Origin of the sequence: Mycolicibacter icosiumassiliensis (genome assembly GCF_900078685.2) — a bacterium.
In the GTDB taxonomy this organism is placed as follows: Bacteria; Actinomycetota; Actinomycetes; order Mycobacteriales; family Mycobacteriaceae; genus Mycobacterium; species Mycobacterium icosiumassiliensis.
In genome coordinates, this window is sequence record NZ_LT546170.1 from 22,436 (window position 1) to 44,330 (window position 21,895).

At 66.3% G+C, this 21,895-nt stretch carries 23 protein-coding genes, 1 tRNA gene and 1 pseudogene; 13 read left to right on the forward strand and 12 right to left on the reverse strand.

Features of this window, described 5'->3' with window-relative positions:
- Positions 1-8: 8 nt before the first annotated feature.
- The 3 genes from BN4346_RS42685 to BN4346_RS42695 are packed head-to-tail and all read right to left on the reverse strand — an operon-like array spanning position 9 to position 3,122.
- Positions 9-872: an NAD(P)-dependent oxidoreductase gene (locus BN4346_RS42685; protein ID WP_067976075.1), complete on the reverse strand. Its 864-nt coding sequence runs from the start codon at positions 870-872 to the stop codon at positions 9-11.
- The gene (locus BN4346_RS42690) at positions 869-1,621 is read right to left on the reverse strand and encodes an SDR family oxidoreductase (RefSeq protein WP_067976140.1); all 753 of its coding nucleotides are present in this window, start codon (positions 1,619-1,621) and stop codon (positions 869-871) included. The genes BN4346_RS42685 and BN4346_RS42690 overlap by 4 nt, the downstream gene beginning before the upstream one ends.
- 31 nt (positions 1,622-1,652) lie before the next feature.
- A complete protein-coding gene (locus BN4346_RS42695; protein ID WP_067976077.1) occupies positions 1,653-3,122 on the reverse strand; it encodes an aldehyde dehydrogenase in 1,470 nt (489 codons plus the stop codon).
- 183 nt (positions 3,123-3,305) lie between these two features.
- Between BN4346_RS42695 and BN4346_RS42700 the strand changes: the two genes are divergently transcribed.
- The 10 genes from BN4346_RS42700 (at position 3,306) to BN4346_RS42745 (ending at position 12,628) form a co-directional block, all read left to right on the forward strand.
- The gene (locus BN4346_RS42700) at positions 3,306-3,944 is read left to right on the forward strand and encodes a TetR family transcriptional regulator (protein WP_096867728.1); all 639 of its coding nucleotides are present in this window, start codon (positions 3,306-3,308) and stop codon (positions 3,942-3,944) included.
- Positions 3,941-5,176 carry a cytochrome P450 gene (locus BN4346_RS42705; protein ID WP_067976082.1) on the forward strand — a complete coding sequence of 412 codons (1,236 nt, stop codon included), beginning with the start codon at positions 3,941-3,943 and terminating at the stop codon, positions 5,174-5,176. The genes BN4346_RS42700 and BN4346_RS42705 overlap by 4 nt, the downstream gene beginning before the upstream one ends.
- Positions 5,177-6,004, forward strand: coding sequence for an SDR family oxidoreductase (locus BN4346_RS42710; protein ID WP_067976085.1), 828 nt, complete (start codon positions 5,177-5,179; stop codon positions 6,002-6,004). It begins immediately after the preceding gene.
- Positions 6,001-7,356, forward strand: coding sequence for a cytochrome P450 (locus BN4346_RS42715; protein ID WP_067976089.1), 1,356 nt, complete (start codon positions 6,001-6,003; stop codon positions 7,354-7,356). The genes BN4346_RS42710 and BN4346_RS42715 overlap by 4 nt, the downstream gene beginning before the upstream one ends.
- 19 nt (positions 7,357-7,375) lie before the next feature.
- Positions 7,376-7,585 (forward strand): ferredoxin, encoded by a 210-nt coding sequence (locus tag BN4346_RS42720; protein WP_067976092.1) that lies wholly within the window; start codon positions 7,376-7,378, stop codon positions 7,583-7,585.
- Positions 7,586-7,587: 2 nt separating this feature from the next.
- Positions 7,588-8,142, forward strand: coding sequence for a Cif family virulence factor (locus tag BN4346_RS42725; RefSeq protein ID WP_067976095.1), 555 nt, complete (start codon positions 7,588-7,590; stop codon positions 8,140-8,142).
- A 26-nt stretch (positions 8,143-8,168) separates the two neighbouring features.
- Positions 8,169-9,251 carry an NAD(P)H-dependent amine dehydrogenase family protein gene (locus BN4346_RS42730; RefSeq protein WP_067976097.1) on the forward strand — a complete coding sequence of 361 codons (1,083 nt, stop codon included), beginning with the start codon at positions 8,169-8,171 and terminating at the stop codon, positions 9,249-9,251.
- Between the two features lie 46 nt (positions 9,252-9,297).
- A complete protein-coding gene (locus tag BN4346_RS42735; protein ID WP_067976142.1) occupies positions 9,298-10,038 on the forward strand; it encodes a glucose 1-dehydrogenase in 741 nt (246 codons plus the stop codon).
- Between the two features lie 77 nt (positions 10,039-10,115).
- Positions 10,116-11,357 carry a cytochrome P450 gene (locus BN4346_RS42740; RefSeq protein WP_067976144.1) on the forward strand — a complete coding sequence of 414 codons (1,242 nt, stop codon included), beginning with the start codon at positions 10,116-10,118 and terminating at the stop codon, positions 11,355-11,357.
- Positions 11,358-11,500: 143 nt separating this feature from the next.
- A complete protein-coding gene (locus BN4346_RS42745; RefSeq protein ID WP_067976100.1) occupies positions 11,501-12,628 on the forward strand; it encodes an NDMA-dependent alcohol dehydrogenase in 1,128 nt (375 codons plus the stop codon).
- Positions 12,629-12,754: 126 nt separating this feature from the next.
- Here BN4346_RS42745 and BN4346_RS42750 read toward each other — a convergent pair whose 3' ends face one another.
- Entirely contained in the window at positions 12,755-13,285 is a 531-nt protein-coding gene (locus BN4346_RS42750; protein ID WP_067976105.1) for a YceI family protein, read from the reverse strand.
- Between the two features lie 111 nt (positions 13,286-13,396).
- Between BN4346_RS42750 and BN4346_RS42755 the strand changes: the two genes are divergently transcribed.
- Entirely contained in the window at positions 13,397-13,801 is a 405-nt protein-coding gene (locus BN4346_RS42755; protein WP_067976113.1) for an HIT family protein, read from the forward strand.
- 3 nt (positions 13,802-13,804) lie between these two features.
- On the opposite strand, the gene BN4346_RS42760 is transcribed toward BN4346_RS42755, so the two are convergent.
- Together BN4346_RS42760 and BN4346_RS42765 are read right to left on the reverse strand one after the other, a co-directional pair.
- Positions 13,805-15,268, reverse strand: a complete 1,464-nt coding sequence (locus tag BN4346_RS42760; RefSeq protein WP_067976116.1) for a sensor histidine kinase — start codon at positions 15,266-15,268, stop codon at positions 13,805-13,807.
- Positions 15,269-15,331: 63 nt separating this feature from the next.
- On the reverse strand, positions 15,332-16,051 hold the full coding sequence (locus BN4346_RS42765) for a response regulator transcription factor (RefSeq protein ID WP_067976118.1): 720 nt from the start codon (positions 16,049-16,051) through the stop codon (positions 15,332-15,334).
- Between the two features lie 108 nt (positions 16,052-16,159).
- Between BN4346_RS42765 and BN4346_RS42770 the strand changes: the two genes are divergently transcribed.
- Entirely contained in the window at positions 16,160-16,903 is a 744-nt protein-coding gene (locus tag BN4346_RS42770; protein ID WP_067976122.1) for a hypothetical protein, read from the forward strand.
- Between the two features lie 15 nt (positions 16,904-16,918).
- On the opposite strand, the pseudogene BN4346_RS42775 reads toward BN4346_RS42770, so the two are convergent.
- Both BN4346_RS42775 and BN4346_RS42780 read right to left on the reverse strand, forming a co-directional pair.
- Positions 16,919-17,038, reverse strand: a pseudogene (locus BN4346_RS42775) (HNH endonuclease); the annotation flags it as partial.
- Between the two features lie 40 nt (positions 17,039-17,078).
- A tRNA-Thr gene (locus tag BN4346_RS42780) sits at positions 17,079-17,154 on the reverse strand.
- A 381-nt stretch (positions 17,155-17,535) separates the two neighbouring features.
- Here BN4346_RS42780 and BN4346_RS42785 point away from each other — a divergent pair.
- Entirely contained in the window at positions 17,536-18,792 is a 1,257-nt protein-coding gene (locus tag BN4346_RS42785) for a hypothetical protein (RefSeq protein ID WP_067976125.1), read from the forward strand.
- A gap of 63 nt (positions 18,793-18,855) precedes the next feature.
- Here BN4346_RS42785 and BN4346_RS42790 read toward each other — a convergent pair whose 3' ends face one another.
- The 4 genes from BN4346_RS42790 to BN4346_RS48260 all read right to left on the reverse strand — a co-directional run.
- A complete protein-coding gene (locus BN4346_RS42790; protein WP_067976128.1) occupies positions 18,856-19,716 on the reverse strand; it encodes an alpha/beta fold hydrolase in 861 nt (286 codons plus the stop codon).
- A 56-nt stretch (positions 19,717-19,772) separates the two neighbouring features.
- Complete coding sequence (locus BN4346_RS42795; protein ID WP_067976131.1) at positions 19,773-20,531, reverse strand: glucose 1-dehydrogenase; 759 nt, start codon at positions 20,529-20,531, stop codon at positions 19,773-19,775.
- Positions 20,531-21,328: an SDR family NAD(P)-dependent oxidoreductase gene (locus BN4346_RS42800; protein WP_067976133.1), complete on the reverse strand. Its 798-nt coding sequence runs from the start codon at positions 21,326-21,328 to the stop codon at positions 20,531-20,533. The genes BN4346_RS42795 and BN4346_RS42800 overlap by 1 nt, the downstream gene beginning before the upstream one ends.
- The coding region (locus BN4346_RS48260) for an alpha/beta hydrolase (protein ID WP_167666259.1) at positions 21,319-21,895 on the reverse strand (577 nt) is incomplete at its 5' end. The genes BN4346_RS42800 and BN4346_RS48260, both read right to left, overlap by 10 nt.

The window sequence follows — 21,895 nt, forward strand, 5'->3', positions numbered from 1 at the left end:
GATCTCTCCTAGTCCTTCGAATGCGGCACGCCCAGACCGGCGGCGAGTTCGGCGAGCGCCACCTGGGCGAGTGGAAGGTCGACGCCGGTGGCCTGTCCCAATCCCAGCGCGAGGCGCAGGTCTTTCTCCCCGAGTTCGCGGGTGTGGGTGAAGGCGTTGTACAGGAAGTGGTCCGCCGGCAGTGGTGCGGTCGAGTCCAGCAGCATGATGGCGCCGGGACCGCCGGTCAGTGCATCGGTGTGACGCACCACCCGGCCCAGCGCCTGCAGATCAAGTCCGGCCGCCTCGGCCAGTTTCATGGCTTCGCCGGCCGCCGCGTAGGCGGTGAACGTCAACATGTTGCGCGCCAGCTTCATTCGGGTTCCCGCGCCGGGATCCCCGGCGTGGATCACCAACGATGCCCACTGCTTGAACGCCGGCTTGATCTGCTCGTAGACCGCACGATCGGCACCGACCATGGTGGCCAGTTGGCCCTTCTCGGCCGCCCCGGCACCACCGCTGACCGGTGCGTCGACGACGTGAATGCCGTGGCGTTTGAGTTCCTCGGCCAGCTCGGCGGCCGTGGTGTCGGCGATCGTCGAGTGGATCGCGATGACGGTGCCCGGCTTGGCCGTGGGCACCAGTTCGGCGACCACCTGGCGGACCTGGGCGTCGTCGAGCACCGTGATGCTGATGATGTCGGCGTTCGCGCCGACCTCGGCAACGCTGCCGGCGACACCGGCCCCGGCCTCGGCCAGTGGCGTCATCGCCTCGGTCCGCAGGTCGAAAATCGTTACGCCACCGGGCCACTCGACCAAACGCTTGGCCATCGGCGCACCCATATTGCCCAGGCCGATATAACCGAGGCGGGGTTGCTGTTCCGGGCTGCTCATGAGCGGATGATCTGTCCGCCGTCGACGTTGAAGATCTGGCCGGTGATCCACGACGCGGCTTCCGACAGCAGGAACAGGCACATCGGGACCAGGTCCTCCGGCGTGCCCATTCGGGCCAGTGGCAGTTGCTGCACCATCTGCTTCACGATGGCCTGCGGGGTGGTGACCCGGTTGGCCTCGGTGTCGATGGGGCCGGGCGCGATCGCGTTGATCCGGATATTGCGCCAGCCCAGCTCGCGGGAGAGCTGTTGGGTCAGGCCGTTAACTCCGACCTTGGCCAGACCGTAGAAGTTCGAGTACACCCATGCCGCGGTGGAGGACTGGTTGACGATGGCGCCGCCGCCGCGCGCAGCCATGTGCTCGTAGACCGCCCGAGTGCAGATCAGCGCACCGTCCAGGTTCACTCGCATGAAGTTCTGGTAGTAGTCCCACGGCACGGTCAGCAGGCCGTCGAGCTTCATCCCGCCGAAGATCGCGGCGTTGTTGACCAGGTAGTCGATTCCGCCGAACTCCGCCACGGCCGCATCCGCCATGGCCTGCGCCGACTCCAGGTCGGAGACGTCGACGCGCACCGCGATCGCCTTGCCGCCGTCGGCGACGATCTGGTCGGCCACGGTCTTGGCGCCGTCGATGTTGATGTCAGCGACCACCACCGCGGCGCCCTCGGCGGCGAGGGCCTGGGCGTAGGCCTGCCCGATCCCGCCACCGGAGCCGGTGACGATGGCCACCTTGTCGTCGAATTGACCCATCTGCTTGTTCTCCTTGATCCGGTGATTGTCGTTAGTTCGCTGCTGTCGCAATAGCTTTGATTTCGAGGTACTCCTCGAATCCGGCGATGCCCATCTCGCGACCGTTGCCGGACTGCTTGTATCCGCCGAACGGCATATCCGCGGAGTACCAGACCCCGCCGTTGACGTTGACGGTGCCGGCCCGCAGTCGGGCCGCCACCCCCGCGGCCCGCTCGGCGTCGGCACCGTAGACGGTGGCGGACAACCCGTAGGGCGAGTCGTTGGCGATGCGCACCGCGTCGTCGTCGCCGTCATGCGGGATCACGGTGAGCACGGGTCCGAAGATCTCCTCGCGGGCCACCCGCGCCTCGTTGGTCAGCCCGGCGATCACGGTGGGTTCGATGAAGAAGCCGGCGGGCTGGTCCGCCGGGCGACCGCCACCGCAGGCGAACCTGCCGCCCTCGGCGATCGCGAGATCCAGGTAGCTCTGCACCCGGTCGCGCTGGCGAGCCGAGATCACCGGGCCGCAGATGGTGCCGGGCTTGGAGGGGTCGCCGGGCTTGATCGAGCCCATGGTGCCGGCCGCGATGGCGACCGCCTCGTCGTAGCGGGCCCGCGGGACCACCAGCCGGGTGGTGATCGCGCAGCCCTGCCCGGCGTGGATGCAGACCGAGAATCCCGCGACCGAGCAGGCGGCGGCCAGGTCGGCGTCGTCGAGCACCAGGAAGGCGGACTTGCCTCCCAGCTCCAGGAACACCTTCTTGATGGTGGCGGCGGCGTCCGCCATCACGCTGCGGCCGGTGGCGGTCGAGCCGGTGAACGAAACCAAGTCCACCCGAGGATCTTGGGCAAGCATGGCGCCCAGCGCGTGGTCGGTCGAGGTGACGATGTTGACCACGCCCGGCGGAATGTCGGTGTTTTCGGCGATCAGCTCGCCGAGCACCGCGGCGACCCACGGAGTGTCGGGTGCCGGTTTGAGCACGACGGTGTTGCCGGCGGCCAGCGCCGGGCCCAGCTTGGCCAGGTTGATCTGGTGCGGGAAGTTCCACGGGGTGATGGCGCCGACGACGCCGACCGCCTCCCGCACCACCGAGCGTCGAGTGGGGATGCCCATCGGCGAGGCCTGACCGAGATCCTGGGTCCACTCGTAGTTTTCGGCGGTGTCCGCGGCGAAACTGAGGTCGTTGATCGGCCCTTCCAATTGGGCACCGGCGGTCAGCATCCGGGGCGCGCCCACGTCGGCGATCGTCAGATCGCGAAGCTCCTCGACATGCTCGCGCATCGCGTCACGCAGTTGACGTACGCAGCGCACCCGCAGCTCGGTGTTGGTCGACCAGTCGGTCTCGTCGAATGCCCGCCGCGCCGCAGCGATGGCGCGGTCCATGTCGGCGGCGTCGGCATTGGCCGCCTCACCGAGCACCTCTTCGGTGGCCGGGTTGACGGTGGCGAAGCCGCCGGCTCCGCCCGAGGTCAGCTTGCCGTCGATAAGCAGCCGGCTCACGCCGTCAGCCAGTAGCGCCATCTTCTCACTCCCGCAGCTTGGTCGCAGTCCCCCGTGAAGAAACACTGCGAAAATAGACACATGTCCGTTATCGCCGGCTCGAACCCTAGACCCAGAGTTGGCGCCCCCGCAACCCTCGCCGCCTGAAACCCTTATTTCCCAGGGGACTTGCCTAACAAATCCACCTTCAGCTACGTTGGACACGTGTCCAGCGAATCGGTGGCGGCAGTCACACCAACGAACGCTGCCGTGGTCGAGCCGGCAACTCCCGCAGCCACGCCTGCAACCCGGAACCGGCGCCAGGAGGAGACCTTCCGCAAGGTGCTACGCGCCGGCGTGGAGATGCTGCGGGAGAAGTCCTACGCGGACCTGACCGTGCGCGCGGTCGCTGCGCGCGCCAAGGTCGCCCCGGCCACCGCCTACACCTACTTCTCCTCCAAGAACCATCTGATCGCCGAGGTGTATCTGGACTTGGTTCGCCAGGTCCCGTACTTCACCGACGTCAACGAACCGATGCCGAGTCGGGTCAACCAGGCGCTGCGGCACCTGGCACTGGTGGTGGCCGACGAACCCGAGGTCGCGGCGGCCTGCACGGCGGCGCTGCTCAGCGGCAACAGCGACCCAGCGGTGCGCACGGTGCGCGATCGGATCGGCGCGGAGATCCACCGCCGTATCGTCTCGGCGTTCGGCCCGGACGCGGACGCCCAGAAGGTCTCTGCGCTGGAGATGACCTTTTTCGGCGCGCTGGTCAACGCCGGCAGCGGCGCCTTCACCTACCACCAGATCACTGATCGGCTGGCCTACGTCGTCAGCCTGATCCTCGAATCAGGAGCACCACGATGAGCCTGCAGACCGTAACTTCCGAGACTTCCAACCCACCCGTCCTCAACCCGTACGACTACGACTTCCACGAGGACCCGTTCCCGTACTTCCGGCGGCTCCGCGACGAGGCACCGGTCTATCGCAACGAGGAGCTCAATTTCTGGGCGATCTCGCGCCATCAGGATGTGCTGCACGGGTTCCGCAACAGTGAAGCGCTGTCCAACCGGGACGGGGTTTCTCTGGACCCGGTCTCCCGCGGCCCCCATGCCCAACTGGTGATGTCGTTTTTGGCGATGGACGATCCGCAGCATCTGCGGCTTCGCACCCTGGTGTCCAAGGGCTTCACCCCGCGCCGGATCCGCGAGCTCGAACCGCAGGTGATTCGGCTGGCGCGCCAACACCTCGACAGCGCGATCCAGCCCGGCTCCGACGGCACCTGCTCGTTCGACTTCATCAATGACTTCGCCGGCAAGCTGCCGATGGACGTCATCTCCGAGCTGATGGGCGTGCCGGAAGCCGACCGGGCCCGGATCCGAGAGCTCGCCGACGGGGTGCTGCACCGCGAAGACGGGGTGACCGATGTCCCGCAGTCGGCGATCCAGGCCTCGATGGACCTGATGACCTACTACAACGCGATGATCGCCGACTTCAAAAAGAATCCCGCCGACAACTTGACCTCAGCGCTGCTGGAGACCGAGGTCGACGGCGACCGGCTCGGCGACCAAGAGATCCTGGCGTTCTTGTTCTTGATGGTGATCGCCGGCAATGAGACCACCACCAAGCTGCTCGGCAGCTCCGTCTACTGGGGCCACCGCAACCGCGACCAGCTGACGTCGGTATTCGCCGACCGCTCCCGGATTCCGTTGTGGGTCGAGGAGACGCTGCGCTACGACACACCCAGCCAGATCCTGGCGCGCACCGTCGCACAGGACTACACGCTGCACGGCACCACCATTCCGGCCGACTCGGTGGTACTGCTACTGCCGGGTTCGGGAAACCGTGACGAACGGGTCTTCGACGATCCCGACGCCTTCCGGATCGGACGCGATATCGGCTCCAAGCTGCTCAGTTTCGGCAGCGGCGCCCACTTCTGCCTCGGCGCACACCTGGCCCGGATGGAGGCACGGGTGGCGCTCGACGAACTTTTCAGCCGAATCAGCGACTACCAGGTCGACGAGGCCAGGGCCGTGCGGGTGCATTCATCCAACGTGCGCGGCTTCGCCGACCTCCCGATCACCGTCAAGGAGGCATAAATGCCACGTTTCGACCCACCCCCGGCCCGACGGCCTGCCATCGTGACGGGCGCATCCTCGGGTATCGGCGCCGCCACCGCAGAAGAGTTGGCGCGCCGCGGATTCCCGGTCGCACTCGGCGCTCGACGCACCGACAGACTCACCGAGCTGGTCGACAAGATCCGGGGCAATGGCGGCGAGGCAGTCGCGTTCAGCCTCGACGTTACCGACGCCGACTCCGTCAAGTCCTTTGTGGCGCAAAGTATCGACGCGCTGGGCGAGATCGAGTTGCTGGTCTCCGGGGCGGGCGACATGTTCCCCGGCCGCATTCACGAGCTGCCCACCGAGGCGTTCAACGACCAGATCCAGGTGCACCTGATCGGCGCCAACCGGTTGGCCACCGCGGTGCTGCCGGACATGGTCGCCCGCCAGCGCGGTGACGTGATCTTCGTCGGCTCCGATGTGGCGTTGCAACAACGTCCGCACATGGGTGCCTACGGCGCGGCCAAAGCCGCGCTGGTCGCGATGGTGCACAACCTGCGAATGGAGTTGGAGGGCACCGGAGTACGTGCCTCGATCGTCCACCCCGGCCCGACCCTGACCGAGATGGGCTGGAAGCTGTCGGCGGAGCAGGTGGGGCCGATGCTGGAGGACTGGGCCAAATGGGGCCAGGCTCGACACAGCTACTTCCTTCGCCCGCAAGACCTGGCCCGAGCCATCGCGTTCGTCGCGGAGACGCCGCGCGGCGCACACATCGTCGACATGGAGGTGCAGCCCGAGGCCCCGCTGCGCGACACCGCCTCCGATCGCCAGCACCTGCAACTGGGTGAGGAAGGAATGCCGTCATGACCGTCAGTACTGGGGTTCCCCGCGTCTCCGGGGGCCAGGACGAGCACGGCCACCTCGAAGAATTCCGCACCGATCCGATCGCGTTGATGCAGCGTGTGCGCGACGAATGCGGTGACGTCGGCTGGTTCGACCTGGCCGGCCGCAAGGTGGTGCTGCTGACTGGCGCCGAAGCCAACGAATTCTTCTTCCGTTCCACCGACGACGAACTCGACCAAGCCGCCGCCTATCCGTTCATGACTCCGATCTTCGGCAACGGCGTGGTGTTCGACGCTCCGCCGGAGCGGCGCGCGGAGATGTTGCATAACACCGCACTTCGCGGCGAGCACATGAAGCGGCACGCCAGCACCATCGAGCATGAAGTGCGCCAGATGATCGAAAATTGGGGTGAAAGCGGAGAAATTGATCTACTGGAGTTCTTCGCCGAGCTGACCATCTACACCTCGACGGCGTGCCTGATCGGGCGGAAGTTTCGCGAAGAACTCGACGGCCGGTTCGCCCAGCTGTACTACGAACTGGAGAACGGCACCGACCCGCTGTGCTACGTCGACCCGTACCTGCCGATCGAGAGCTTCCGACGCCGTGACGAGGCCCGCGTCAAGTTGGTCGAACTGGTACAGGGCATCATGAACGGCCGGCTGGCCAACCCGGAGTCGGACAAGAAGCGCCGGGACATGATCGACGTCATGGTGTCGATCCCGGACGAGAGCGGCAACCCGCGGTTTTCCGCCGACGAGATCACCGGAATCATCATCTCGATGATGTTCGCCGGGCATCACACCAGTTCGGGAACCAGCGCGTGGACGCTGATCGAGATGCTGCGCCACCCGGAGGCCCACGCGGCGGTGATCGCCGAGCTCGACGAGCTGTACGCAGATGGTGGCGAGGTGAGTTTCCATGCGCTACGCCAGATCCCAAACCTGGAGAACGTGCTCAAGGAGACCCTGCGCATGCATCCGCCGCTGATCATCTTGATGCGAGTGGCCAAGGGTGAATTCGAGGTCTGCGGCTACCCGATCCATGAAGGCGACATGGTGGCGGCTTCCCCAGCGGTCTCCAACCGAATTCCGGAGAACTTCCCCGACCCCAACGACTTCGTACCGGAACGCTACAACGAACCGCGCGAGGAGGACGTCATCCACCGCTGGACGTGGATCCCGTTCGGGGCCGGCCGGCACCGCTGCGTCGGGGCGGCGTTCGCCACCATGCAGATCAAGGCGATCTTCTCGGTTCTGCTGCGCGAGTATGAGTTCGAGATGTCGCAGCCTCCGGAGAGCTACCGCAACGACCATTCCAAGATGGTGGTGCAACTGGCTCGCCCCGCCAAGGTGCGCTACCGCCGGCGCAACAAGTAGAGGTCAAAGGAGCGCTGAAATGGGTAGCTACACAGTGAAGGTGGACCCGGACTTGTGCCAGGGCCACGCCATGTGCGAGCTGGAGGCGCCCGACTACTTCCAGGTGCCCAAGCACGGCAAGGTCGAGATACTCGATTCCGAACCACCCGACTCCGACCGCCGCCAGATCCAGGCAGCCGTACGGTCCTGCCCCACCCGAGCGTTGTCCATTGAAGAGAAACAGGATTGAACATGCCCTCTTTTTCCCGCGAACAGCTCGATGACTGGGTCGAGCGCTGGCTGCAGGCCAATCGCGACGCCGAGGCGGCCGGCGACTGGCGGCCCCTGGCCGACTTCTACGCCGATGACGCCACCTACGGCTGGAATATCGGCCCGAAAGAGGACGTCATGTGCGTCGGGATCGACGAGATCCGCTACATCGCACTGGGTCTGGAGATGGAGGGGCTGGACAACTGGCAGTACCCCTATCAGCGGGTGCTCATCGACGACAAGCAGGGCGAGATCGTCGGATTCTGGAAGCAGGTTGCCACCGACGCCGACGGCGCCGAGTCGGAGATCTACGGAATCGGAGGCAGCTGGTTTCGGCTCACCGAAAAAGACGGGCGGCCGCTCATCGAATGGCAGCGCGACTTCTTCGACTTCGGTCACGTCCAGAAGCTCTACCTGGATCTGATGACCGCCGGCAAGCTCTCGCCCGGAATGCAGAAGCGCATCGAGCGCAGCCTGGCGGGCGAGAAGCTCCCCGGCTACTACCCGCTGGGCACATCTCCGGTTCCACTCTGGTAGAACACAACTCACCTCCAGGAGAACTCGTGGCCATACGCGTCGCCCTGATCGGCACCGGCAATGCCGGGCGCATCGCCCTGCGCGGGCTGATCACCAATCCCGCCTACGAGCTCACCGGAGTGTGGGTCTCGACAGCAGCCAAGGTGGGCACCGATGCCGGCGAGCTCGCCGGTCTGGACGTCCACACCGGCATTCCCGCCACCGACGACTTCGAGGCGATCGTCGGCGCCAAGCCCGAGGCAGCGGTCTACTGCGCGATGGGCGACACCCGGCTACCCGACGCGCTCAAGGACGTCTGCCGGCTGCTGGCCGCCGGCATCAACGTCATCGGAACCGCCCCGGGGGTGCTGCAATACCCCTGGGGCGTCATCCCGGACAAGTTCATCGCTCCCATCGAAGACGCGGCCCGACAAGGCAATTCGAGTGTCTACGTCAACGGCGTCGATCCCGGATTCATCACCGATCTGGTGCCGCTGGCTTTCGCCAGCACGTGCCAGAACATTGAGCAGATCCGTTGCCTGGAGATCGCCGACTACGCGACCTACGATGGCGCCGAGGTCATGTTCGATGTGATGGGCTTCGGCAATTCGCTCGACAACGTGCCAATGCTGCTGCAGCCCGGCATTTTGAGCATCGCGTGGGGCGCGACAATCCGCGAGCTGGCCGCCGGATTGGGGGTGACCTTGGACGCCATCACCGACGCCAGCGAACGCGAACCCGCGCCGGAGGCCTTCGATATCGCCGCCGGGCATATTCCCCAAGGCGGTGTCGCCGCACTCAAGTTCGAGATCAGTGGCATCGTCGACGGCAAGCCGCTGATCGTGGTCGAGCACGTCACCCGGCTGCGCAGCGACCTGCGGCCGGACTGGGCGCAGCCGGCACAGCCGGGCGGCTCCTATCGGGTGGAGATCACCGGCGAACCGTCCTATGCCGTCGATATCTGCCCGACCAGCCGGCACGGCGACCACAACTACTCCGCGATCGCCGTCGGTGTCGGCCGGGTGGTCAACGCGATTCCCGCAGTGGTCGCGGCACCGGCCGGGATCGTCACCACCCTCGACCTGCCGTTGGTCGGCGCACCTGCCGTCATCGCGACAAGCAGCAACTGAGACACCGAAGACAACCACCACCACTGGACTGAAAGGCGGAATGCACATGGGACGGGTAGACGGCAAGGTAGCGCTGATCAGCGGAGGCGCACGCGGCATGGGCGCGGCCGATGCCCGGATGCTGGTCGACGAGGGCGCCAAAGTGGTCATCGGCGACCTGCTGGATGACGAAGGCGCAGCGCTCGCGGCAGAACTGGGTGACTCGGCGCGGTATGTGCATCTCGATGTCCGCGCCCCCGAGCAGTGGACTGCCGCGGTGACGGTCGCGGTCGAGACGTTCGGGAAGCTGAACGTGCTGGTCAATAACGCCGGGACCGTCGCGCTGGGGCCGCTGCGCAAGTTCGATCTGGACCAGTGGCACAACGTCATTGACGTCAACCTCAACGGCACGTTCCTGGGCATGCGCGCGTCCATCGATTCGATGATCGCCGCCGGCGGCGGGTCGATCATCAATGTGTCCTCGATCGAGGGTCTGCGCGGGGCACCGATGGTGCATCCCTATGTGGCCTCGAAATGGGCGGTGCGCGGCCTGACCAAATCCGCGGCTCTCGAATTGGCCCGCCACAACATTCGGGTCAACTCGCTGCACCCCGGTTTCATCCGCACCCCGATGACCGAGCATCTGCCCGAGGACATGGTGACGATCCCACTGGGTCGGCCCGGCACCTCCGACGAAGTCGCCACCTTCGTGCTGTTCTTGGCCAGCGACGAGTCCTCCTATGCCACGGGTTCGGAGTTCGTCATGGACGGCGGTCTGGTCACCGATGTTCCGCACAAAAATGGTTGACACCCGGTCATACACCTAGCCATCATGTGTATGCCCGAGCAAGGTTCATGCTCCCGTGACAACCAAAGGTGCTCGTCTTGACATCAACGCAATCAGCTTGTCCGTTCGGTTCGGGTTTCGACTTCACCGACCCGGATGTTCTGCTTCACGGCATGCCGATCACCGAGTTCGCCGAGCTGCGCAAGACAGCGCCGGTGTGGTGGAACGAGCAGCCGTCGCACAGCAATATCTTCGATGACGGCGGCTACTGGGTCATCAGCAAACACCAACACATCAAAGAGATCTCGCGCGACAACGACGTGTGGTCGACCAACGCCAAGGGCGCGGTCATGCGACTGCCCGACGGCATCACCGCCGACCAGCTGGACCTGACCAAGGCGTTGTTGATCAACCACGATCCGCCCGAGCACACCCGGCTGCGCAAGCTGGTGTCACGACTGTTCACGCCGCGGTCCGTCGCTGCGCTGGAGGAGACGCTGGCCCAGTCGGCCCGCGAAATCGTCGCCGCGGCGGCCGAGAAGGACAGCGGCAATTTCGTCGACGACATCGCGATGCGACTGCCGCTGTTGGCGATCGCCGATCTGCTCGGGGTTCCCGAGGCCGATCGGGAGAAGCTGTTTCACTGGACCAACTCGATCATGAACACCGATGACCCGGACTTCGACTCCGATCCGGCCATGGCCAACGCCGAGTTGATGGGCTACGCCTACACCATGGCCGAGGAGCGGCGGCGCTGTCCGGCCGACGACATCGTCACCCGACTGGTCCAGGCCGACATCGACGGCGAATCGCTCGGCGAGACCGAATTCGCATTCTTCGTCATCCTGCTGGCGGTCGCGGGCAACGAGACCACCCGCAACGCCATGACGCACGGCATCAACGCGTTCGCCGAACACCCGGACCAGTGGGAGCTCTACAAGCGGCAGCGGCCCGAGACCGCCGTCGACGAGATCGTCCGCTGGGCGACCCCGGTGCACTGCTTCCAGCGCACCGCCAAGGTCGACACCGAGATCGGCGGGGTGGCCATCGGCCAAGGGCAGCGGGTCGGGTTGTTCTACAGCTCGGCCAACTACGACGAAGAGGTCTTCGACCGGCCGTTCAGTTTCGACATCCTGCGCGATCCCAACCCGCACCTGGCGTTCGGCGGGCAGGGCACCCATTACTGCATCGGCGCCAACTTGGCCCGGATGGAGATCCGGCTGATCTTCGACGAAATCGCCAACCAGCTCCCCGATATCACGAAGCTGGCCGAGCCCCGCCGACTGCGTTCCGGCTGGATCAACGGCGTCAAAGATCTGCAGGTCGCCTACCACGGTTAGGCCGTCGGCAGCGCGAATCGGCGGTGCGGCGATAGGGGTTCGACGGGCTTCGAACGAACCCTCCCGCCGCCCGGTAGTCGGTTATAGGCTCCGAGTAGGGGACTGCCGGACGTCCGGAAATTCAAAAGGAAAGCAGGTTCGCGGTGAAGACAAAGGGTGCGTTGCTCTGGGAGTTCAACAAGCCGTGGTCGGTCGAGGAGATCGAGATCGGTGACCCCCAGAAAGACGAGGTCAAGATTCAGATGGAGGCGGCCGGCATGTGCCACTCCGACCACCACCTGATGACCGGCAGCATCCCCATGGCCGGCTTCCCGGTCCTCGGCGGACACGAGGGCGCCGGCATCGTCACCGAGGTCGGCCCCGGGGTGGAAGACATCGCCCCCGGCGACCACGTGGTGCTGTCCTTCATCCCGTCCTGTGGCAGCTGTCCGACCTGTCAGTCCGGACTGCGCAACCTGTGCGACCTGGGCGCCGGGCTGCTCAACGGCGTGGCGGTCAGCGACGGCACCTTCCGCGTCACCGCGCGCGGCGAAGGCGTCTACCCGATGACACTGCTCGGCACGTTCTCACCGTGGATGGTGGTGCACAAGTCCTCGGTGGTGAAGATCGACCCGTCGATTCCGTTCGAGGTGGCCTGCCTGGTCGGCTGCGGCGTCACCACCGGCTACGGGTCGGCCGTCCGCAGCGCCGACATCCGCCCGGGTGAGGATGTCGCGATCGTCGGTGTCGGCGGTGTCGGAATGTCGGCACTGCAGGGCGCGGTCAATGCCGGCGCCCGCAATATCTTCGTCATCGACCCGGTGGACTGGAAGCGCGACCAGGCACTGAAGTTCGGCGCCACCCACGTCTACCCGGACATCTTCGCCGCGATGGGCGGCATGATGGAGGTCACCCACGGCCTGATGGCCCGCAAGGTGATCGTCACCGTCGGCGAGGTGCACGGCGCCGACGTCGACAACTACATGATCTTGACCGCCAAGGGCGGAACCTGCGTGCTGACCGCAATGGGGTCCATGCTCGACAACCAGGTCACGCTCAACCTGTCGATGCTGACGCTGCTGCAGAAGAACCTGCAGGGCACCATCTTCGGCGGCGGAAACCCGCAATACGACATCCCGCAGCTGCTGTCGATGTACCAGGTCGGCAAGCTGAACCTGGACGACATGGTGACCCGCCAGTACAAGCTGGAGCAGATCAACGAGGGCTACCAGGACATGCTGGACGGCAAGAACATTCGCGGCATCATCCGCTACACCGACGCCGATCGCTAGCGCGGCGGAGCCGGGCGCAGCGGGTCGGCGTTAAGGCACCGCCGATCGCTAGACCACCCGTTGACACTGCGCTGAGGCCGAAGAAGTGCGAGAAGCACCCGCCCTCAGCGCAGAATCAACGACGAACTAGGCAGGCCGAAAGACCAGACTGGCCTTGAGCTTGGTCCGGTTGCCGACCATGCCCAGAAAGTTCCCCTCCACCGCGAACTGCTTACGGGTCACAGTCGCTTCGGTGGTCAGTCGGACACCGCCGTCTTCGAGCGGGGACACCTCGACCTTCAACGGCAACGGTCCGGTAATGCCCTTGACGGTCAGTTCGGCGTCCAACCGGGCGACATCGCCGCCGGCCGGCTCCCCACCGGTGACCACCACGGTGATGTCGGGGTAATGGTCGGTATTGAAGAAGTTCGATCGGCGCAGGTCGTGGTCACGAGTGCCCAGTCCGGTGTTGATCGAGGCGGCCTTGATATCGACCCTGCCCGACACCGTCTTGTCGTCCTTGATCTCGCCACTGCCGCTGAATTCGGTGAACGCGCCCCGGACTTTCAGCGCGCCCCACATGGTTCCGTTCTCGAATCGGATACTTGACTGCCCAGGATCCAGATTCCAAGTTCCCACTGCCTTAGGACTGCTGAGAAATGTTGCGACAGATGACATCTCATCTCCTCCGCCTCTGGCGTGGCAAGCCCGCACGATGGGTATCAGCTCGTCCTCGATAATACGCAGCAGCAGCCGTTTAATCTGGCACTCGGCGCATATGCTGATCCCATGACCACCGTGTTCACCAAAATCATCAACCGGGAGCTGCCGGGTCGGTTCGTTTACGAGGACGACGATGTCGTCGCCTTCTTGACCATCGAGCCGATGACCCAGGGCCACACACTGGTGGTACCCCGCGCCGAGATCGACCAGTGGCAAGACATCGACGGCGCCGCCTTCGCCCGGGTGACGGCGGTGGCGCAGAAGATCGGCAAAGCGGTGTGCCGAGCGTTCGACACCGAGCGGGCCGGCATGATCATCGCCGGCCTAGAAGTCCCCCACCTGCACGTCCACGTCTTTCCGACCCGCAGCCTGTCCGATTTCGGCTTCGCCGGCGTAGACCGCAATCCCTCGGCGGAATCGCTGGACGAGGCGCAGGCCAAGATCAAGGCCGCACTGGCCGAACTGGGCTGAGACTCAAACGATCTCAGCGGGCAACTCGGCCGAGCGGGCCGAGGTATCGGCAAGACGCGGCAGCGAGACCCGGAACGTGCAGCCCTGGCCCGGCGGAGAGCTGACGGTGACCGAGCCGTGGTGCGCCCGGGTCAGCGAGTCGACGATCGACAACCCCAATCCGGTGCCGCCGCTGGCCCGCGCCCGCGATGAGTCGGTCCGGAAGAATCGTTCGAAGACCCGCTCCACATCCTGCTCGCTCATTCCTGGCCCCTGGTCGATGACCTCAAGGATGGCGTCGTCACCCTCGGTGCCGACCCGCACGGTGACCGCAGTCTCCTCCGGGGTGTGCTGCAGCGCATTGGAGACCAGATTGCTCAGCACCTGCCGCAGCCGCGCTTCGTCGCCGAGCACCTCCGGGGTCCCGGGGCCGTCGAAGACTTCAAGTTGGACGGTGCGATTCGGTGCGATAGCCCGGGCGTCGTGCACAGCGTCGGTGGCCAACACCAACAGGTCGACCCAGTGCCGCTCCAGCGGACGCTGGGCATCGGTTCTGGCCAGCAGCAGCAGGTCCTCGACGAGCAGGCCCATCCGGCGGGCTTCGCTTTCGATGCGCGACATCAGCAACTCCACGTCGCGGGCTGCACCCTGCCGGTACAGCTCAGCGAAGCCGCGAATCGTGGTCAGTGGGGTGCGCAGTTCGTGGCTGGCATCGGTGATGAACCGCCGCATCCGCTCCTCGGAGATCCGCGCGCTGTCCGCCGACGCCGCCGAGGAGGCCACCGCCTCCTGGATCTGCGCCAGCATGCCGTTGAGCGCCAACGTGAGCCGTCCGACTTCGGTACGCGGATCACGTTCGGGAACCCGACTGTCCAGCTGCCCGGCAGCGATTGCCGCCGCGGTCCGTTCGACCTCGGCCAACGGTCGCAGGCTGCGGTTGACCACCACATAGCCGGCGGCGCCCAACACCAGCAGCACCCCGACGCCGATCGTCACCCGCCACCAGGCCAGGTAGCGCAGGGTGGCCCGGGGATCGGACAGGTCCCTGGCCACGGTGATCAGCCTGCCGTTCTCGCCGTGCACCGACAACGCCCGCCACTGCACGCCCGACCCGTCCACGGAGCCGATCGTGATCGGCTCCGATCCCACGTCGTTGTCCGGCGGCAGCAACGGCTCGGCGTTCTGGTCATTGACGACGGTCCAGATGCTGCCGTCGGGGTCGACGTCGCGGACGTAGAAGCTCGTCGGCGGCCGGCCGGGATTGGGGTCCTCCCCCTCCCGCGACGGCAGTCGGCCGCGCTGTTCCAGGGCCCAGCCGTGGGCGGCGTCGATGAGCGTGGCGTCGATCCTGCCGATCAGACGGTGCCGCAAAATCGTGGTCACGGCATACCCCTGCGCGAGCAACCCGATAGCCACCATGGCCAGGGTGGCAGCGACCAGGCTGACTTTCAGCGGCAAGATGTCCCGAAGGGGTTTGACCGTCCCCATATGTTTCGACCTATAACCCGTTTCCGGCCTTCACCGGCCGCAGTGGTTCGTCGCGGCTCGCATTCATCGCGGCTCGCGCAACACATAACCGACCCCGCGCAGCGTGTGCAACAAGCGCTTGTCGCCGGTGTCGATCTTGCGTCGTAGGTAGGAGACATAAGACTCCACCACGTTGACGTCGCCACCGAAGTCATAGCGCCAGACGTGGTCGAGGATCTTCGGCTTGCTCAGCACCGTGCCGGCATTGATCACGAAGTACCGCAACAGCGTGAACTCGGTGGGCGACAACGACACCGGCTGGCCGGCCTTCCACACTTCGTGGGTGTCCTCGTCAAGCTCGATGTCGGCGAACGTCAGCCGGGAGTTGCGCGGCTCCTGGGCGCCCTTACCCGCCCGGCGCAGGATGACCCGCAGCCGCGCCACCACCTCCTCCAGGCTGAACGGCTTGGTCACGTAGTCGTCGCCGCCGAGGGTCAGCCCGGTGATCTTGTCCTGCAGCGAGTCACGCGCGGTCAAGAACAGCGCCGGGGCGTCGATGCCGTCGGCGCGAAGCCGGCGCAGCACCCCGAATCCGTCCATGCCCGGCATCATCACGTCGAGGATCACCGCGTCCGGCCGGACCTCGCGCGCGCGATCGAGCGCGGCTGGTCCGCTGGAGGCGGTGTAGACCTCGAATCCCTGGAATTTGAGGCTGACCGAGAGCAGCTCGACGATGTTGGTTTCGTCGTCGACGACGAGAACTCGGGCTTCCGGTGCGGCGTCTTGCGCAGCTATTGCTCCCATAACGTCAATTCCCTCGCAACACGATCAAAATAGCCTGGATGCTGGCTGTACGTTCGTTGTCAATCAAACTAGCTGATGGCGGCTCACCGTCGCCCCTAGACTGGCCAAATGTTGGTCAAGCAGCTGATTGCCGTGTCCACCGCCCCGGCGCGCATCGGTCTGTCGATCGCCGACGCCAGTCTCGGCGTCGCCACGACGGCGCTCGGACTGGCCCGTCAGGCGCTCGGCGACGCCGGAAAGCAGGGCACGAACAGCTCGATGGCGCACATGCTGGGCCTGGACGACACCATCGCCCGGGCCAATCGGCTGGCCAAGCTGATGGACGACGACGCACCGCTGGGACGTGCGCTGGCGCCGGGCGGTCCGGCCGACCGACTGCTGGCACCGGGCGGCCTGGTGGACCAGCTGACCGGGCCGGGCGGGGTGATCGACCGGCTCACCGCCGAGGGCGGCGGGCTACAGCGGGCGCTGCAGCCCGGTGGCCTGGTGGATCAGCTGACCGACGAAGACGGGTTAATCGAACGATTGCTGGCCGAAGACGGCCTGGCCGACCGGCTGCTGTCCGAAGGCGGGCTGATCGACAAGCTGACCGCCCGCAACGGGCCCCTGGAGCAGCTCGCGGGCGTCGCCGACACCCTGAGCCGGCTGGCCCCCGGCATGGAAGCTCTGGAGCCGGCGATCGAGACCCTGCAGGAAGCGGTGATCGCGCTGACGATGGTGGTGAACCCACTGAGCAATATCGCCGAGCGCATCCCGCTGCTGCCGCGGCGATCCAGTCGGCGCACGTCGGCCCGGACGGTGCGCTCCCAACGGGTGATCGACACCGATGTCCCAAGTGCCGACGGCCCCTGAACGCAGACCGGTGCCTCAATAGGACCGGCCATCGGCGTACCGCTGTCGCCGGTAGTTGCGACCGTTGCCGCGATTCCTCGCTTTGTACGTCGGCAGCTGACTGTCACAGTTGGGACAAACGAGCCGCAGATTCTCACCGACACAAGGCGACGCTATCCCTATGGGCCGACAGAAATGGAGCCGCGTGAGAGACTCGAACTCTCGACATCCGCTTTACAAGAGCGACGCTCTACCAACTGAGCTAACGCGGCCGGGCCGGCTCAAGGAGCCGTGGCGATTGTACGACGGGACGATGCCCTCCAATCTCCCGCTCCCGCCGACTCGAGCCGACGGAGGCGCGAGCCGGCGCTGTCGATGCCGCCTAGTTGGCAGAAACTCACGGAACAAGCGCCGTGGTAAGCGAGCCGTCGTCAATCCAATCCGGACTGGGGGCTCCACCGCCGGCTGATGGCACACGCCCCCCGAAGCCCTGCCGGTTTCCCCGGCGGTCGCGCGGGCGCCCCCGCCGAGCCCCCTTCCGATCATCGTTTTCATTCGACGATTCGTTGACTGATGCGCATTTATATGCTTACGCTCATTCACTAACGAAGTAAATCTTAATTCGCAGTCAGCGATCTAGATGGGGGAGATTCATGCAGCACACCTTTCGGCCAGTTCTGACCGGCACCTTCGCGGCAGCCACCGCGGCGTTGATCTGCGTGGCGCCGGTAGCCCCGCAACTTCCCCAGGTACAGCACCAGGCTGTGGCGCTGACGGCAGCCTCATCAGCAGTTGGCGACGACGTCATCAACCTCGGCTTCCTCGTCATCGACGGCAGCACCATCGGACTGTTCCCCCTGGGTCCGATGGCTGACCTACTCGGCCTGGGCGGCGTGGATCTCAAGCAGATCGTCGACTTCCTCGGGCTGGGCGACGACAAGCTGAGCACCCTGCTACCCGGACTGGTCGACGGCCTCGGGTTGGGTAACACCACGCTTGGCACCCTCGTTGACGGTCTGGGATTGTCCGACGTGGACCTCGCCGTCCTGCTTGGCGGTCTCGTCACCGGTCTCGGCCTGGACGACGTCACGCTGGGCAGCCTGGTCGACGGCATCGGACTGGGCGGCGAGAACGTCGGCACCCTGGCGGGCAACCTGGTCAACGGCCTGGGGCTGGGCGACACCACCTTGAACGAACTGCTCACCGGGTTGGGCTTCGGCACCATGAAGCTCGGCGCACTGGCGCCGATCCTCACCGAGCTGGGCAACGCCGTGCCAGGCCTGAACAGCGTCACGTTCGGCGACGTCGTGAACGGCCTCGGTCTCAGCAACGTCCAGGTCAGCACCCTGCTCACCGATCTTGGCGCCAACCCCGCCAGCATCACCGGATTGCTCGACCTGATCGCCCTGGTTCCCGGCCTCAACGCAGCGACCACCGTCGGCGGTTTGGTCACTCTGGCCGGCCTCAGCGATGCCGCAGTCTTCCCGGGTTTGGCAACGCTGCTCAGCGACCCGGCCGCCGGGCTGGCCAACATCAGTCTCAGCAGCGCCCTCGATGTCATGGGCCTGGACGACGCCACCTTGAACCAGCTGCTCGGCGTCCTGCCGCTGAACATGTCCGTCGACAGCCTGCTCGGCGGGCTGGGCCTGAACAACACCACCCTGGGCGATCTGCTCGGTTCGGGACTGATCCCCTCCGGCGCGACGCTGGGCGGCCTGCTCGATGCCATCGGCCTGAGCGGCACCAGCTTGGACAGTCTGATCGCCGGCCTGAACAACTCCGGGCTGAGCCTGCTCAACGACAGCCTGGACCAACTGCTGGGCAACCTCGGTGTCGGCGATGCCACCATCGATGACCTGCTGAACGGCATGGGCCTCTACGACCACGCCCTGTTCAGCTTCAACTTCTGACGACGCCGTGATGCCGAGCACCGCGGCGACGGACAGCCGTCGTCGCGGTGCTTGGTGCCACCGCTAGTCGCGGGTCAGGTACTCCAGCACCACACGGGTAAAGGCGTCCTTGGCCTCGATCATGGTCCAGTGCCCGCAGTTGGGGAACACGTGCACCTCGGCGTCGGGGATGGTCCGCATCGGGATCAGCGCCATGTCCAGCGGGCTGACCCGGTCGTCGCGGCCCCAGGTGACCAGCGTCGGCGTCTTGAGCCGGTGCATCATCGCCCACGGCAGCGGCCCCTTGGATGCCTGCATCATCTTCACCATGTTGGTGAAGGCTTCCTTGCCGTACATCCGCCGGGCGCTGGCCAGGGTGTCGGGGTCGGTGGCCAGGGCCCACCGCTCCTCGATCAGTTCGTCGGTGATCACCGACGGGTCATAGACCATCGAGTGCAGCCAGCGCACCAGCGCGTCGCGGCTGGGGTTGTCGACGAAGTCCTGCAGCAGCCGGATGCCCTCGGCCGGTCCCGGGCTGAGCAGGTTGGTGCCGATGCCACCGATGGTGACCAGCTTGCTCACCTTGTCGGGGTTGCCGATCGCGTAGCCGATCCCGACGCCACCACCCATCGAGTTGCCCACGATGCTGAACTGGTCCAGGCCCAGCGCTTCGACGAAGGCCGGCACCGCACCAAACGCGGTCACCATGGGATGCCCGCCGAAGTCGTCGCTGACGCCGAACCCGGGGAATTCCAGCGCCAGGCAGCGGAAGTGCTCGGCGAAGGCGGGCAGCACGCCACGGTAGTTGCGCCAGCCGGTCACGCCCGGCCCAGAGCCGTGCAGCAGCAGCAGCGTGGGCCCGTCACCGGCTTCGTGGTAGCGCAGCACCCCCTGCTCGGTGGTTACCTCGCGCAGGGTCTCGTCGTGGCTCAAGTCGGCCGGCATGTGTCTCCTCAGAAGTCCCGAAACTCTTTAGACACGCTAACGCCGAACGCTGCCGGTCACGGTGTCGGGGTCGGGATCTTGCCCGCGCTGGCCCCACCGTCGACGGCCAGTTCCGCGCCGGTCATGTACGCCGAAGCATCCGAGGCCAGGAAGGCGACGACGTCGGCGACTTCGCTCGGCAGCCCGATCCGGGTCAGCGGCGCCGCCGGATGCCGGCCCGGGCCGGGCTGGACACCCAGGTGCGCCACCATCGGGGTGTCGATCATGCCGGGATGCACCGAATTCACCCGAATTCCCAACCGCCCCAGCTCAATTGCGGCAACCTTGGTCATCCCACGCAGCCCCCACTTGGACGCCCCGTAGGCGCTGTAGCCGGCCAGGCCCTGCAACCCGGCTTGGGATGACACATTGATCACCGACCCTCCGCCGCTGGCCCGCATCGGCTCCACCACCGCCTTGATGCCCAGAAACGCCCCGATGAGGTTGACCCGCAGCATCGCCTCAAAACCCGCGGCCGACTGCTCGACGAGCGGCACCGACTGGCAGATCGCGGCATTGTTGACCAGTACGTCCAGCCGCCCGAATTCGCTGACCGCAGTCTCGACCACGGCCGCCCACCCCGCCTCGTCGCCGACGTCGTGGCGCACGAATCGCGCTCCGAGTTCAGTGGCGACCCGCTCCCCCTCATCGGCCAGCACATCGGTCAGCACCACCTGCGCGCCGAGCTCGGTGAACAACCGGGCCTCGGCGGCGCCCTGGCCGCGTGCGGCTCCGGTAATGATGGCGACCTTGCCCTTCAGATCCACGCCCGCCATCAGTCGCGGTCCTGATCGATACCGGCCAGCATCAGTTCGGAGACGCGCCGCGGGAACTCGGTGAACTTCGCCATCGGAACGATGCTTCGCGGCATGATCACGTGCCGGCGGTTGCGTTCGATTGCCCCCGCGATGGCCGCCGAGACCGCCACCGGGTCAAGCGATTCGCGGGGAATCATCCGCCAGCGAATGGACCGCTCGATGGTGCGCCGGGCCGGCCCGAATGCCCGGATGTGGTCGATCATGTCCGTCTTGACCTCGCCGATCTGCACCAGCGTGGTGCCCACCGGCTTACCCCGCAACTCCCCGCGGATGCCCGCGGTGAAGTGGCTCAGCCCGGCCTTCGACGTCCCGTACAGGGTCAGCCCGGGGCCCTGGGAGATAGCGCCCATCGACGACACGTTGACGATGTGGCCGCGCCCGCGCCGCACCATGCCCGGTATCACCTGGCGGCACAGTTCCATCGGCGCCGCCAGGTTGACCTGCAGCAGGTGTCGTATCTGCTCGGGGCCGACCTCGTGAAACCTGCCGACGTGGTCGACACCCGCGTTGTTGACCAGGATGTCCACCGGGCCATCGGCTTCCACCCGCTCGATCAAGCTCGCCACGGCCGCCGGGTCGCCCAGGTCGGCCGGGTAGGCCTTGCCGTCGAGCTCCTTGGCCAGGATCTCCAGGGCCGCACCATCGCGGGCCACCAGCGCGACGTCGGCGCCGCGCTCGGCCACCACCGCGGCGATACTGCGGCCCAGACCACGACTGGCGCCGGTGATCAAGACCCGAGCGTTCCTCAGTTGCATGGCGATCCTTCCGATAGGGCCGCGCGGAGCACCGCGCAGACGTCGTCGCTGGCTTGGGCGGCGAAAGGCAGATGGTCCGCCAAATTGAAGAAACCGTGGAAGCCCTGCTCGTACCGCGTGACGCTGGCCGCCACACCGGCGTCCTGAAGCCGCTGGGCGTACTCCTCGCCCTCGGGGCACAGCGGGTCCAGCGCGCCGGTGACGACGTGGGCCGGCGGCAGGCCGGTGAAGTCGCCGAGGATCGGTGAGGCCAACACATCGGTCCGGTCACCGTCGGGGCCCAGGTACTGCTCGGTGAACCATTGCATGTGGGCCGCGGTGAGGGTCCCGCTGCGGGCGGGCCGGGCACCGGACGCCGGCGCCGGCTTGCGGCGCTGGTCGACGACGGGATAGATGAGCACCTGGAACGCGATCGGCGGCCCGCCACGGTCGCGGGCGAGCATGGCCACCACCGCGGCGAGGTTTCCGCCGGCACTGTCACCGGCGATCACCAACCGCGCCGGATCGCCGCCGAGTTCGGCCAGGTGGGCGGCCACCCACTGGGTGGCCGCCCACCTGGCCGAACTC